We start from the raw sequence: 12,966 nt of genomic DNA on the forward strand, positions 1-12,966 counted from the left end.
GGATCAGCCCTTGTAAAGCATGGTCGAGACGTCGACCTTCTGCGCGAAGATGCCCTTGTCGGTGAAGAGGTCGAAGAACTTCTGGAAGTACTGCACGTCGCTCGGCGTGAACTCGTTGTGCATCGTGTAGGCGGCCAGTGGCACTTCCTCGGTCATCGGGCCTTCGATGGCGGTGTAGCCCTTCAGGAACGGGCGCGCCTCGGCAGGCTTGGTGCGGATCAGTTCGATGCCGCGCGCGTACGCGGCGATGAATTTCTTGCTTTCCTCGGGATGCTTTTTCAGGAAGGCGGTGGTGAGCGAGGCCGAGCCGCCGAACCACGGCGCCATGGGGTCGCCCAGCACGTATTTGGCGATCACGCCCGTTTCCAGCACGCGGGTCGTGCCGTTCAGGCGGCCCACCGTGCCCGTGGGTTCAAGCGTGTAGCACGCATCCAACTGGCCGGCGGCAACCGCGGCGACGTGCTGGCTGATCGCCAACTCGACCACGGTTGCTCCGGTTGCGCCGGCGCGCTCCAGTACTGCCTTGGCCAGCGTGGAATTCTGGATGCCGGGACCAGAACCGACCTTTTTCCCCTTGAGGTCTGCGATGGATTTGATGGGACTGTCTTTCGCGACGATGAACTCGTCCAGCACGTTCTTTACGTTGCTGGGGTTGGACGCAAAAATCTTGAACAGGCCGGGCGAGGCGATCTCGCCGATGGCCAGGTTGGCCGAGCCCGTGCCGTTGGCGCTGCCGTCGGCACGGCCCGCGAGCATGGCTTCCATGACCTGCTGCGCGCCGGCGAACTTCAGCGCCTCGACGTTCAGGCCCGCTTCCTTGAAGTAGCCTTTCTCGATGGCGGCGTAGAACGGCAGGCCCGCGGCCACGGGCCAGAAGCCGATGCGGATGACCGGACCCGACTGCGCGCGCACCAGCGCCGGGGCGGCGAGCGCCGCGGCGCCCATGGCGGCCCCCTGGATCAGGCGGCGGCGGGTGGCGTTGAAGGCGTAGGGTGCGTTGCGATCGATCATGTGGGGCTCCTGGGCTGCTTGAGTGGGGGCGCTTGTAGACAAGCTTGCATACCAGTCATCAAGCAATACCCGTGCCAGGTTGCGCGCGGGAGGGTTTGCCCCGTGGCACGCCCGCTTGCCGCTTCAGGCTGGTGCCCGCCGTGAACCAAAATGGTGCAAGGCGCACCACATAAGGGGACATAGCGGCTTGCCGTGGGGTCGGCATGCGCGCGTCCGCCGGGATGGCAGTAGCATCTGGCCCATGAACACGCGTTTTGTCGAAGCCTTTCTGTGGTCAGCCCGGCTGGGCAGTTTCCGCGCCGCCAGCGACCGCCTGCACATCACGCAGGCGGCGGTGGCAAACCGCGTCGCGTCGCTGGAAGAAGACATCGGCGCGCGCCTGTTCGAACGCGACGCCAAGGAGCTGAAGCTCACGGCGGTCGGCACACGGCTGCTGGACTACGGCGAGCGCCTGCTCGAGATCCGCCAGCAGATCCTGTCGCTGGGCAAGCGGGGCGACGAGGTAGCCGGCCTGGTGCGCATCGGCGCGATCGAAACCGTCGTGCATACGTGGCTGATCGGCTTTCTGACGAACCTGCGGTCGACGTATCCGGGCATCGAGGTGCAGCTCACGTCGGAAACCACGCGTGCCCTGCATCGCGGCCTGCGCGAAGGCACGCTGGACATCGCGTTTCAGACGGATGTGCTGAACGACACGGGCATCATCAGCATGCCGTGCCTGCCAATGGAAATGGGCTGGGTCGGGCCGGCGGGGGGTGAAGACGCCATGACGGTGCATGACCTGCTCGGCGAGCCGGTGCTGACGATGAGCCCGGGCTCGCAGCCGCACGAGGCGCTCAAGGCGCTGTACCGAGAGGTGGGCATGCCGCAAGGCAAGGTGCATTTCGTCAGCTCGATCTCGGCGCTGGCGCGGCTGGTGCGCAGCGGGTTCGGCCGCGCGCTTGTGCCGTTGCCCCCCATCTACGAATACGTGGCTCGCGGCGAGATCCAGGTGATCCGCACCGATCTGCCGGCGCCGCCGCAACTGCTGGTGGTGAGCTACCTGGAAAGCGGCGGGTCCGACGCCATCCGGCTGGTCGCCGAGCTGGCCTGTCGCGCGTCGGATCAGTTCACGGCCGCGGTGGTGGCCCCGCAGGCGGAATCCGCCCGTTGGCAAGGGTGAAAACCCCGGATCGCTTTCAGTAATTCTGTTGTCGGGCGAAAGATTTATTGGTTTGCCGCGCGGCGGCCTGCGCCCGAAGATGAGGCCTTGCTCATCCCGACCCCCTGCCGCCATGACGCCTGATTCCGAATTCCCGCTTGTGCCCAACGGGCTGCTTTTCGTCGCGACCGACGTCGATCCCGCCGATGAACCCGATTTCAACCGCTGGTACGACCGAGAGCATGTCGAGGAACGCGTGCGGATTCCTGGCTTCCTGTCGGGCGCGCGCTATGTGTCCGTGCAGGGCGGGCGCAAGTATCTGGGCCTGTACCGCACGCAGTCGTTGGGTGCGTTCACCACGGCGGCTTACCGCGCCGCGTTCGAGCGCCAGACCGCCTGGTCGGTGGCCAACCTGGACCGCATGCGCGATCCGATGCGCCGCGTGTGCGCGGTGGAAGCGGTGACCGGCGCGGGCAGCGGCAGCGAGCTTGTGGTGCTGCCCTTGCCGGTGGGCTGCGCGGGTGCGCCGGTGGGGCGGGCGCGCAACGCCGGCGCGGAATTGCGTGAGGTCGACGGCTTCGTGCGGTCTTGTCTGCTGGTGCCCGACGCGGCGCTCAGCACGCCGCTGCCGCGAGAGTCCGCCAGCGGCCGCGTGCTGTCGCCCCTGTTTGTCGTCGAGGCCAGCACGCCAGCCGCGGCGCGAACCTTGCGCGATGGGGCCGCAGCGGCCTTTGATGCCGATCCCGCCGCGGCGTGGTTGTACGCGCTGGGGTGGAAGCTGGAGGCGGCGGACCTCGCCTAGCGGCTTGCCGCTTGCGGCCCAGCGCGTCAATGCGCCTGCGGATCGAACTTCTTGACCAGCACGGCCCACTTGTCGTGTTCGCTCTTGATGAAGGTGGCGAACTGCGCCGGCGTGCCGCCCACCGGCTCGGCGCCTTCACGCAGCATCTGCTCGTTCAAGGCGGGCAGCGTCGCGTTGACTTCGCGGTTTACCAGATCAACCACCTGCTGCGGCGTGCCCTTGGGGGCGAAGAAGCCAAACCACGAACCCGCGTCAAAACCCGGATAGCCGGATTCGGCGATGGTCGGCAGTTCGGGCAGGGTGGCGGACCGTTGCTGCGTACTGACCGCCAGCGCGCGCAGCTTGCCGGCGCGAATGTGCCCGATCACCGACGGAATGGTGGCGAACATGAAGTCGATGCGGCCGGCCAGCAGGTCGTTCACGGCGTCCGCGCCCTTGTACGGCACGTGGGTGGCGTTCACCTTCAGTTCGTCCATCAGCATGTAGCTGGACAGGTGCGACGAGGTGCCCACGCCGGTGGAGCTGTAGTTGAGCTCGCGCGCCGACTTCACGTATTTCAGAAAGCCCTGGATGTCCTTGGCGGGCGAGGAGGGCGGCACGACCAACACGTTGGGCACGGTCGCGATCTGCACCATCGGCACCAGGTCGGTGAGCGGATCGTAGGACAGCTTGTTCAGCGACGGGTTGACGGCGATGGGGCCGACCGAGTTCACGATCAGCGTGTGGCCGTCGGGCGCGGCGCGCACCACGTACTCGGTGCCGATGTTGCCGCCCGCGCCGGGTTTGTTTTCCACGACGAAGGGCTGGCCCAGCTTCTGCGTGAGCGTGTTCGTGACGCTGCGAGTGAGCGTGTCGGTGGTGCCGCCGGGCGAGAAGGCCACGATGACCTTGACCGGCCGGTCGGGATAGCCTGCGGCGATGGCGGCGGGCGCGGTACAGGCGCCCGCCAGCGCCGCGCAAGCGAGCAGGGCTTGGGCAGTTTTCATGATGTCTCCTCGCGTGGTCGTTGTCGTGTGATGAGGGCCCCGTGCCGCCACGCCGGCCGGGACGCTGAAAAATCGGAAGGTCAGTCGCGGTAGCCGGGATCGATCCGGTCCAGCTTGCGCAAGAGCGCGGGCCACTCCATGACGCCGTAGGGGCGGCGGGTGCCAGGCTGGTAGTTGTTCCAGGTTTCTTCCAGCACCGGTTGCGGCACGGGCTGAAGCCGGGCGCCCGTTGCCATGGCCGCCAGTTGCGAACGGCAGGCCAGTTCCAGGCGGTGCATCCAGTTGAAGGCCTCGCCCACGGTGCGGCCCACGGTCAGCGCGCCGTGATTGCGCAGGATCAGCGCCTCGCCCTGGCCCAGATCGGCCAGAAGCGAGGCCTGTTCGTCGGTGCCCAGCACCACGCCCTGGTAATCGTGGTAGCCGATCTTCAGAAAGCGCATGGCGGTCTGCGTCAGCGGCAACAGGCCGCATTCCAGCGACGACACGGCCATCGACGCCCAACTGTGGGTGTGGATGACGCAGTCCACTTCGTGGCGGTGGGCATGCACCGCGCTGTGGATCACATAACCGGCCTTGTTGATGCCGTAGTTCAGATCGCCGAAGTCGGGCTTGGACAGGATGGTGCCGTCCAGGTCCACCTTGATGAGGCTGGAGGCCGTGATCTCCTCGTACATCATGCCGTAGGGGTTGATGAGGAACGCGTTGTCCTCGCCGGGCACACGGGCCGAGATGTGGTTGGCCATCATGTCGGCCATGCCGTAGAGCTCGACCAGCCGGTAACAGGCCGCCAGATCCACGCGGGCTTGCCACTCGGCGTCGGAGCAGTGGGGGCGCATGGAGGAAATGCCCAGCTGGCCGGGACGATTCGGAGTAGTGGTCATCGGATTTCGTGAAGGTAAATCGCCGCGACACGCTGTCGCGACTTGATGTGGATCAATTTATCTTCTAGAAAACCGACCGCCTAGGGATCCTAAGCGTATGGGGGCATCACGAATCGAGAAGGGTGGCGCCTGGCCAGCCGCCGTGCCGGACCAGCGCGCGCATGGCGTCCAGCAGCACAACGCGCGCGGCCAGCGCGGCGGGCGAGAGCTCGTCGTCGCTGATGCAGTAGATCTGGTTGCGGCGAAAGAGATACGGGTCGTCGATGGGGTGCATGCTGAGCAGCCCGGTTTCGACGCGGGCCACGGCAGCGCCGGGCTGGATCGTCGCGATCGGATGGGCCTGAACCAGGTCCATCAGCGTCGTCAGGCCGTCGACCTCGACGCCGATCCAGGGCTCGATGCCGGCCCGCTCGAAAGCCGCCTCGACCCACGCGCGCAGCCCATGCGCCTTGCTGGTGACGGCAAGCGGCAGCCCCGCCAGATCGGCCATGCGGACGGGTTCGCCATCGGGACGCTCCATCATGCCGCGCGGGGCCAGCAGGAACAGGCGTTCGTCCAGCACCGGCACCACGCTGCGGCCTTGCGCGCTGTCGTTCTGAAATAGGACGGCCAGATCCAGCCGGCGGGCGTTGAGCAGGTCGCCCAGGTTGCCCGACAGGCCCTCGACCAGATGCAGGCGCACATTGGGATAGCGCTCGGTCATGGCGGCATAGAACGGACGCGCCAGCAGCGACGCGGTGGTGGGCGCGAAACCGATGCTGACCGTACCGGCCAACCGCGCCTCGCGCGCGGCCGCGACGGCGCTTTCCGCGTGCCGCAGCGTCAACTGCGCCTGCCGCAGGAAGGCCGCGCCGGCGGGCGTGGTGGTCACGCCCGTGGTGCTGCGCGTGAGCAACCGCGTGGCCAGCTCGCTTTCCAGCCGGCTGATCTGCTGGCTGAGCGCCGAGGCGACCACGCCCAGGTCTCTCGCGGCCCGGCCAATGCTGCCCAGTTCGGCGACGCGGACGAAGTAACGGAGTTGGCGCAATTCCATAGGGCGAATTCCAGATTGAAAACGGGGCCGGCAAGACCATTTGCGGCCTGCCGCAGCATACTTTTTTTGTTCAAAAAGTTGTCAGCTATCTGAACAGGGCCTGAATAACAAACGAAAATTGTTTACACTCGCATCTACAAAATTCAAGCCGGAACGGTCCGCCGCGGGGGCGAGCCGTCCGGATTACGGGAGAGATTCGATGCGCAAGTTGCTTTTGGGGGCGGTGCTGGCTGCTGCGGTGTATGGCGGAACGGCGCTGGCCGCCGTCGAGCCCAAGGCCGTGGTCGCCACGTATTCCGATCTGGCGCTGGCCGGCTACGAGGATTCGCTGACGGCAGCCAAGAAGCTGCGCGAGGCCATCAATGCGCTGGTCGCCAAGCCCAGCGCCGACACCCTGAAGGCCGCGCGCGAAGCGTGGATCGTGGCGCGCGTGCCCTACCAGCAGACCGAGGCCTACCGTTTCGGCAACCCCATCGTCGACGACTGGGAAGGCCGCGTGAACGCTTGGCCGCTGGATGAAGGCCTGATCGACTATGTCGACGCGTCCTACGGCACCGAGAACGACGAGAACGCGTTCTACGCCGTCAACGTCATCGCCAATTCCAAGATCTCGGTGGGCGGCAAGACGGTCGACGTCAGCAAGATCACGCCCGAGCTGCTGTCCGAAGTGCTGCACGAGGCCGACGGCAACGAAGCCAACGTGGCCACGGGTTATCACGCGATCGAATTCCTGCTGTGGGGCCAGGACCTGAACGGCACCGGCGCCGCGCCCAAGGACCGCAAGGGCACGCCGCAGGAGCGGCATTCGGGCAACCGCCCGCACACCGACTTCGATCCCAAGCAGTGCACCGGCGGCCACTGCGAACGCCGCATCGAATTCCTGAAGGCCGTGACGGACCTGCTGGTGACCGACCTGGAAGAAATGGTGGGCAACTGGAAGAAGGACGGCGCCGCGCGCAAGGCCGTAGAAGAGGATCCGAAGGCGGGCCTGATCGCCATGCTGACCGGGCTGGGCAGCCTGTCGTACGGCGAACTGGCGGGCGAGCGCATGAAGCTGGGCCTGATGCTGCACGATCCCGAGGAAGAGCACGATTGCTTCTCGGACAACACGCACAACTCGCACTATTACGACCAGATCGGCATCCGCAATGTCTATCTGGGTTCGTACACCCGCATCGACGGCAAGACCGTGTCGGGCGCGAGCCTGTCGGAACTGGTCAAGGCCAAGGATCCCAAGCTGGACGCCGAGGTGCGCGCCAAGCTGGACGCCACGGTCGCGGCCATGCAGGCCATGAAGACCCGCGCCGAGACGGTCGAGACCTATGACCAGATGATCGCGGACGGCAACAAGGAGGGCAACGCGGTGGTGCAGGCAGCCATCGACAGCCTGGTGGCGCAGACGCGCAGCCTGGAGCGCGTGATTACGCTGCTGGACCTGGGCAAGGTCGCCATCGAAGGTTCCGACAGCCTGGACAAACCTGACGCCGTATTCAAGTGAAACTCGTATTAGCCGCCGTACTGGCGGCGTCGGCCCATGCCGGCGCCGCCGCCGCGCCCGCCGCTTCCGGCGGGCGTGACGACCTGACGCCCGAAGACCAGAAGCGCGTCACCGCCATTACGGCGCCCACGCAGGATTTCTCGAAGATCGAATCGTTCGAGACCATGCAGGCCGGCGCCGCCACGACCAACAAGCTCATCAACGCCGACATCTTTTCCCAGCCGTCGGCCAACATGAGCTTCGAAGGCCGCCAGGAATTCCAGGTCGGCAACGGCCTGTTCCGCAAGGACTGGGTGTCCGCGCCAGCCTCCACGCAGGCGTCCGACGGCCTGGGACCGCTCTTCAATGCACGCTCCTGTCAGGCCTGTCACACCAAGGACGGCCGCGGCACGGTGCCGGGCTTCGATCCGCTGGAACGCACCGACGCCGTCGCCTTGCTGCTGCGCCTGGCCGTGCCTCAAGGCGCGGACCGGGGGCATCCCAAACTGGGTGCCGGCGAGATCGCAGCCTTGCCGGAACCCGTCTACGGCGTGCAGCTTCAGAATTTCGCGGTCGCGGGCCTGCCCGCCGAGGGCCGCATGGAGATCGAGTACGAACCCGTGCCGGTCGCGCTGCGCGGCGGCGAGACCGCCACGCTGATGAAGCCCACCTACCGCATCGAGAACCTGGGCTACGGGCCCATGCGCGCGGACACGCAGATCTCGCCGCGGCTGGCGCCGCCGATGATCGGCCTGGGCCTGCTGGAATCGATCCACGAGGCCGACATCCTGGCGAACATCGGCGCGGACAAGCGCGACGGCATCGTCGGCAAAGCCAATTGGGTCACCGACGCGCGCACCGGCGAGCGGGCGCTGGGCCGCTTCAACCTGAAAGCCGGACAGCCGACGGTCGAGCAGCAAAGCGCCGCGGCGTTCTCCAATGACATGGGCCTGTCCACGCCGATGTTCCCCAAGCATTCCGGCGACTGCACCGCCGCGCAGCCGCAATGCCTGGACATGCCGCATGGCGCGCAGCCGCGCTTCGGCCCGGAGGAAGTGCCGGCCAAGCTGATGGACTTCATCACCACCTATTCGACGAACCTGGCGGTGCCGCAGCGGCGCGATGCGGACGACGCGCGCGTGCTGGCCGGCAAGAAGCTCTTCTACGAGGCCAATTGCGTGGCCTGCCACGTGCCCAAGTACGTGACCAGCCGCAATGCCAAGCAGCCGGAACACCGCTTCCAGCTCATCTGGCCGTACACCGACATGCTGGTGCACGACATGGGCGACGACCTTGCCGACGGCGTGAGCGACGGCATGGCCACCGGCCGCGAATGGCGCACGCCGCCGCTGTGGGGCATCGGCCTGACCAAGACCGTCAATCCCAACGCCACCTGGCTGCATGACGGGCGCGCCCGCACGCTGCTGGAAGCCGTGCTGTGGCATGGCGGCGCGGCCAAGCCCGCGCGCGACCGCGTCGTGAACATGACGCCCGACGAACGCGCGGACCTGATCCGCTTCCTGGAGTCGCTGTGATGGCCCGTTCTGTCCGCCTTCAGTTCAAGCGCGCCGCGGCCGTGGCGCTGATGCTGGCGGCACCGCTGTCTGCGCCGGTTTCCGCGCAGGCCGCATTGCCCGCCGACCTGGGTGAACGCCTGGCGCGCGATTACGCGCGGCCCGCGGTGGCCAAGATGACGGACGCCGCCGTGGCCCTGGAAGGGGCGCTGGGCGCCTGGTGCGCCAAGCCTGACGCGGTGGGCGCCAAGCGCGTCGGCGATGCCTTCGGCACGCTGGCGCACGCGTGGTCGGGGGTCGAGATCCTGCGCTTCGGCCCGCTGGTGCAGGCCAACCGCTTCGAGCGGCTGGCGTTCTGGCCCGATACGCGTGGCGTGATGCCCCGCCAGGTGCAGGCGCTGATCGCGGCCAAGGACGACGCGCTGCTCCAGCCCGGCGCGCTGGCCGGACGCAGCGTGGCGGTGCAAGGGCTGCCCGCGCTGGAATATGTGCTCTATGGCGAACCGGATCTGCTCAAGCAGACCGGCGCGCCCGGTTTTGCCTACGCTTGCGGCTATGCCACGGCCATCGCATCCAACGTGGCGAGCATCTCGCGCGATGTGGGCGAGGCCTGGAGCCCGCAGGGCGCGTTCGGCCGTCAGTTCGCCGCGCCCAAGCCAGGCAATGACCTGTACCGCAGTTCGCAGGAGGTGGCGGCCGAGGCCATGAAGGCCTTGTCGACCGGACTGCAGTTCGCGCGCGACGTCAAGATCGAACCCGTTCTGGGCGATTCGCCGCAGGCCGCGCGGCCCAAGCGGGCTGCGTTCTGGCGCAGCAATCTGTCGACCAGCCTCTTGGCCGCCAACGTGGATGCGCTCAAGGCGTTCTATGCGGCGGGCGCATACCCGTTGCCGGCGGGCGAGGGCTGGATGGATGCGTCGGTGCGGGGCGAGTTGTCCAGCGCGGCGCAGACGCTGCGCGATGTGCCGGTTCCGCTGGATGCGGCGCTGGCCAGTGAAGAGGGACGCCGTCTGCTGGGGCTGGCATCGCTGACGCTCAAGAACGCCAAGGCCATCGTTGACGAGAACCTGGCGCCTGCGCTGGGCGTGACCATTGGATTCAATGCGCTCGATGGTGATTGACCGGCGCCGGTTCCTGGCGCTGGCTGCCGCGCTTGGATTGCCGCCCGCCGCCGCGCGCGCCGCAATGCCAGCCGATGGCGGGCCGCTGTACCTGACCGCGCGCAAGCGCGGCGGGCGCGACGAGGCCGTGGTGCTGGACGAGACCGGCCGCGACCGCCTGGCCATCCCGATGCCCGCCCGCGGGCACAGTTTCGCGATCGATGGCGCCGCAGGCCGCGCGGTCGTATTCGGCCGCCAGCCGGGTTTCTTCGCGCTGGGGTTTTCGCTGGCCGGGGGCGAGCCGGTGGCGTTGGCGCTGCCTGATGACCGCCACTTCTTTGGCCACGGCGCGTTCGTGCAAGGCGGGCGGCTTCTGGCCGCCACGGAAAACGACTTCGAGGCTGGGCGCGGCGTGCTGGGTCTGTACGACGCCACGCCGGGTGGTAATTACCGGCGCGTGGGCGAGTTCGATTCCGGCGGCATCGGTCCGCACGAAGTCGTGCTGCTGCCGGACGGCAAGACGCTATGCGTGGCCAATGGCGGCATCCTGACGCATCCGGACTACGGCAAGCTGGAATTGAACCTGGACACCATGCGGCCGTCGCTCGCGTATATCGACGCGGCCACCGGCCTACTGCTGGAAAAGGTGGAGCTCGCGCCTTCGCTGCATCGGCTGTCGATCCGGCATCTGGCGCTGGCGGCCGATGGCGCGGTGTGGTTCGGTTGCCAATACATGGGGCCGGCCGCCGACCGGCCCGCGCTGGTCGGACGGCACCGCCGCGGCGCGGCGCTTGAACTCTTCGAAGGGCCTCCCGAGACGCTGCGCAACATGCGCAACTACGTCGGCTCCGTCGCGGTCGATGCCGCAGGCGGCATCGTGGCCACGTCCAGCCCGGTCGGCGGGCAGGTGATCTACTGGGATGCCGCCAGCGGCAAATGCCTGGGGACCACGGCGCTTGCCGACGGCTGCGGCGTCGCGCCCGCCGCGCAAGCGGGCTTTCTGGTCACGAGCGGTTTGGGCGCGATGATCCGCACCGACGCCCAAGGCAAGGAGAAACCAGTCCTGCCGCCGACGCGCGATGTCTCCTGGGACAACCACTTTCGCATCGTGCCTGCGTAACGCGGCTTTGCCTGCTGGCGGCGGAAGACCTATGCTGCAGGTCGGTTCTCTTTACAAAGCCTGACACTCCCGCCAGGCGCCGCGCCGTTTTGCGCAAGCCGCTTCTGATACATTCTTCCGTCGATTTTTTTTCGCAGGAGGTTCCTCCATGGATGAGGCCGTAAAAGAGTTCTATCTGTGGGCGCCCAGGCTGATGGATATGGGCATCAATCTGCTGGTTGCCTTGCTTATTCTGGGCATCGGCTGGTGGGTGTCGTCGTTACTGGGCGGTTGGGTTCGCCGGGCCGCCACGAGGTCGCCCAAGATCGATCCCACGATCGTTCCCATGTTCTCCACGACCGTGATCTGGGCGGTACGCATCTTCACGGTGATTGCGGTGCTGGCGCGCTTTGGCGTGCAGACGGCCAGCCTGATCGCGGTGCTGGGCGCCGCCGGTCTTGCCGTCGGTCTGGCCCTGCAGGGCACGCTACAGAACATCGCGGCCGGCATCATGCTGCTGATCCTGCGCCCCATCCGCGCCGGCGAATACATCGCCCTCAGTTCTGGCGCTGACGGCACGGTCGAGGAGGTGGGCCTGTTTCTCACGCGTCTCGTGCAGGGCGATGGCATTCATCTCACGCTGCCCAACAGCACGGTATGGAACGCCACCATCACCAACTACAGCCGCAACAAGACGCGCCGCCTGGATATCCCGGTGCCGGTGCGTTATGGCGACGATCTGGATGCTGTGGTCGCCAAACTGCAGCAGATCGTGGACGCGCGTCCCGATGCGTTGAAGGATCCCGCGCCGCAGGTCAAGGTGTTCGACTACAAGGAAAACGGCGTCACCGTGAACGTGCGCGTGTGGGCCGAGTCGGGCAAGTACTGGGAATTGCGCTGGAGCCTGTACCAGGAAATCCGCCGCGCGCTCGAAGAGGCCGGTTTCCAAGCTCCGATCCCGCTGCGCGAGATCCAGAACCCCAAAACCGGCGCCGCGGCTTCCTGAACGGAACACGCAGGGCGTCAGGCATGAAAATGGGAGCCTCGCGGGGCTCCCATTTTTTTTCGTCGCGGCTTCGTGGCTTTTTTCAGTGCATGAACGCGACGCGGCCGATCCCCGGTTCAGGCCGGCATCGCCAGCCGCGCCAGTTCCGTCTTGATCCAGCCCGCGATCTCGCGCTGACGCTGCGCCGGCATGCGGTCGATGATGGCCGTGACGCTGACCGCCAACAGGGGCGCGCCCTGCGCGTCCAGCAGCGCGCAACCCACGCCCAGGGCGCCGCGTACCGCATGGTTGCCCACCACGGAATAGCCGCGCGCACGGGTGTTTTCGATAAGGCGGAACATCTCTTGCGGCGTCATGCCGCCGTACTCGTCCAGCCTGCCTGAGTTGCGCTCGACGATGCCGCGCGCCACGTCGTCGGGCAGCGCGGCCAGCAGCGCCATGCCGCCCGATCCCACGCCCAGCGGCTGGCGCTTGCCTGCGTACGTGGCCAGGATCTGCACGGGATAGCTGCCGATCTCGCGATGCAGGCTGATCGAATCGTCTTCTTCGCGCACCACCAGGAACACGGCGTCGCCGGTGCGGTCGGCCAGGCGTCGCAGCACAGGCAGCAGCTGGCGCACGCGCGGGTCGCGCGAACGCGTGTCCGGGTCGACGGCGAGCTGGGCGCGGTACTTCTTGGTGCCCGTGACCGGCAAAACCAGGCCGGCGTCCAGCAGCGCTGCCAGCAACCGATAGATGGTGGGACGCTGAATGCCGGTCAACCGGGCAATGTCGGTCACGCTCAGGCCGTCCGGGCCTTGGTCACGCAGGGCGGCCAGTACGGCCAAACCACGGCGTAGCGTGCGTGGGCCGGCGGACGCGGCATCGCTGTCTTGCATGCAAATCTCTGAAAACTAAGGGTTATCAACGAACGGAC

Annotated in this window: 12 protein-coding genes; 7 read left to right on the forward strand and 5 right to left on the reverse strand. The window is 67.1% G+C overall.

Features of this window, described 5'->3' with window-relative positions:
- Positions 1-3 precede the first annotated feature (3 nt).
- Positions 4-1,011 carry an ABC transporter substrate-binding protein gene (locus HV786_RS22735; protein ID WP_175211894.1) on the reverse strand — a complete coding sequence of 336 codons (1,008 nt, stop codon included), beginning with the start codon at positions 1,009-1,011 and terminating at the stop codon, positions 4-6.
- Positions 1,012-1,252: 241 nt separating this feature from the next.
- Here HV786_RS22735 and HV786_RS22740 point away from each other — a divergent pair, with 241 nt between their 5' ends.
- Together HV786_RS22740 and HV786_RS22745 are read left to right on the forward strand one after the other, a co-directional pair.
- Positions 1,253-2,173, forward strand: coding sequence for a LysR family transcriptional regulator (locus HV786_RS22740; protein ID WP_128828738.1), 921 nt, complete (start codon positions 1,253-1,255; stop codon positions 2,171-2,173).
- Between the two features lie 112 nt (positions 2,174-2,285).
- Positions 2,286-2,954 carry a DUF4286 family protein gene (locus HV786_RS22745; RefSeq protein WP_175211895.1) on the forward strand — a complete coding sequence of 223 codons (669 nt, stop codon included), beginning with the start codon at positions 2,286-2,288 and terminating at the stop codon, positions 2,952-2,954.
- Positions 2,955-2,980: 26 nt separating this feature from the next.
- Here the strand turns inward: HV786_RS22745 and HV786_RS22750 are convergent, their stop codons facing one another.
- The 3 genes from HV786_RS22750 to HV786_RS22760 all read right to left on the reverse strand — a co-directional run bounded on the left by HV786_RS22750 (position 2,981) and on the right by HV786_RS22760 (position 5,854).
- Positions 2,981-3,940, reverse strand: coding sequence for a Bug family tripartite tricarboxylate transporter substrate binding protein (locus HV786_RS22750; protein WP_128830297.1), 960 nt, complete (start codon positions 3,938-3,940; stop codon positions 2,981-2,983).
- Between the two features lie 80 nt (positions 3,941-4,020).
- Entirely contained in the window at positions 4,021-4,821 is an 801-nt protein-coding gene (locus HV786_RS22755) for a class II aldolase/adducin family protein (RefSeq protein ID WP_128830298.1), read from the reverse strand.
- A 106-nt stretch (positions 4,822-4,927) separates the two neighbouring features.
- A complete protein-coding gene (locus HV786_RS22760; protein WP_152385017.1) occupies positions 4,928-5,854 on the reverse strand; it encodes a LysR family transcriptional regulator in 927 nt (308 codons plus the stop codon).
- Positions 5,855-6,053: 199 nt separating this feature from the next.
- Between HV786_RS22760 and HV786_RS22765 the strand changes: the two genes are divergently transcribed.
- The 5 genes from HV786_RS22765 to HV786_RS22785 all read left to right on the forward strand — a co-directional run bounded on the left by HV786_RS22765 (position 6,054) and on the right by HV786_RS22785 (position 12,050).
- Positions 6,054-7,352 carry an imelysin family protein gene (locus HV786_RS22765; protein ID WP_128828737.1) on the forward strand — a complete coding sequence of 433 codons (1,299 nt, stop codon included), beginning with the start codon at positions 6,054-6,056 and terminating at the stop codon, positions 7,350-7,352.
- Complete coding sequence (locus HV786_RS22770) at positions 7,349-8,866, forward strand: di-heme oxidoreductase family protein (RefSeq protein WP_128828736.1); 1,518 nt, start codon at positions 7,349-7,351, stop codon at positions 8,864-8,866. The genes HV786_RS22765 and HV786_RS22770 overlap by 4 nt, the downstream gene beginning before the upstream one ends.
- Positions 8,866-9,966: an imelysin family protein gene (locus tag HV786_RS22775; protein WP_175211896.1), complete on the forward strand. Its 1,101-nt coding sequence runs from the start codon at positions 8,866-8,868 to the stop codon at positions 9,964-9,966. The genes HV786_RS22770 and HV786_RS22775 overlap by 1 nt, the downstream gene beginning before the upstream one ends.
- The gene (locus tag HV786_RS22780; protein WP_175211915.1) at positions 9,956-11,065 is read left to right on the forward strand and encodes a DUF1513 domain-containing protein; all 1,110 of its coding nucleotides are present in this window, start codon (positions 9,956-9,958) and stop codon (positions 11,063-11,065) included. Before HV786_RS22775 ends, HV786_RS22780 begins: the two co-directional genes overlap by 11 nt.
- A 148-nt stretch (positions 11,066-11,213) precedes the next feature.
- Positions 11,214-12,050, forward strand: coding sequence for a mechanosensitive ion channel family protein (locus HV786_RS22785; RefSeq protein WP_056323479.1), 837 nt, complete (start codon positions 11,214-11,216; stop codon positions 12,048-12,050).
- 116 nt (positions 12,051-12,166) lie between these two features.
- On the opposite strand, the gene HV786_RS22790 is transcribed toward HV786_RS22785, so the two are convergent.
- Positions 12,167-12,928 carry an IclR family transcriptional regulator gene (locus HV786_RS22790; RefSeq protein WP_056323481.1) on the reverse strand — a complete coding sequence of 254 codons (762 nt, stop codon included), beginning with the start codon at positions 12,926-12,928 and terminating at the stop codon, positions 12,167-12,169.
- Positions 12,929-12,966: the final 38 nt, after the last annotated feature.

It is taken from the genome of Achromobacter mucicolens (assembly GCF_902859725.1).
GTDB lineage: Bacteria > Pseudomonadota > Gammaproteobacteria > Burkholderiales > Burkholderiaceae_B > Achromobacter > Achromobacter mucicolens.

Coding starts and splice junctions, on each gene's coding strand:
- HV786_RS22735 (WP_175211894.1), bottom strand. CDS start 1,011: ATGATCGATCGCAACGCACCCTACGCCTTCAACGCCACCCGCCGCCGC.
- HV786_RS22740 (WP_128828738.1), top strand. CDS start 1,253: ATGAACACGCGTTTTGTCGAAGCCTTTCTGTGGTCAGCCCGGCTGGGC.
- HV786_RS22745 (WP_175211895.1), top strand. CDS start 2,286: ATGACGCCTGATTCCGAATTCCCGCTTGTGCCCAACGGGCTGCTTTTC.
- HV786_RS22750 (WP_128830297.1), bottom strand. CDS start 3,940: ATGAAAACTGCCCAAGCCCTGCTCGCTTGCGCGGCGCTGGCGGGCGCC.
- HV786_RS22755 (WP_128830298.1), bottom strand. CDS start 4,821: ATGACCACTACTCCGAATCGTCCCGGCCAGCTGGGCATTTCCTCCATG.
- HV786_RS22760 (WP_152385017.1), bottom strand. CDS start 5,854: ATGGAATTGCGCCAACTCCGTTACTTCGTCCGCGTCGCCGAACTGGGC.
- HV786_RS22765 (WP_128828737.1), top strand. CDS start 6,054: ATGCGCAAGTTGCTTTTGGGGGCGGTGCTGGCTGCTGCGGTGTATGGC.
- HV786_RS22775 (WP_175211896.1), top strand. CDS start 8,866: ATGGCCCGTTCTGTCCGCCTTCAGTTCAAGCGCGCCGCGGCCGTGGCG.
- HV786_RS22780 (WP_175211915.1), top strand. CDS start 9,956: ATGGTGATTGACCGGCGCCGGTTCCTGGCGCTGGCTGCCGCGCTTGGA.
- HV786_RS22785 (WP_056323479.1), top strand. CDS start 11,214: ATGGATGAGGCCGTAAAAGAGTTCTATCTGTGGGCGCCCAGGCTGATG.
- HV786_RS22790 (WP_056323481.1), bottom strand. CDS start 12,928: ATGCAAGACAGCGATGCCGCGTCCGCCGGCCCACGCACGCTACGCCGT.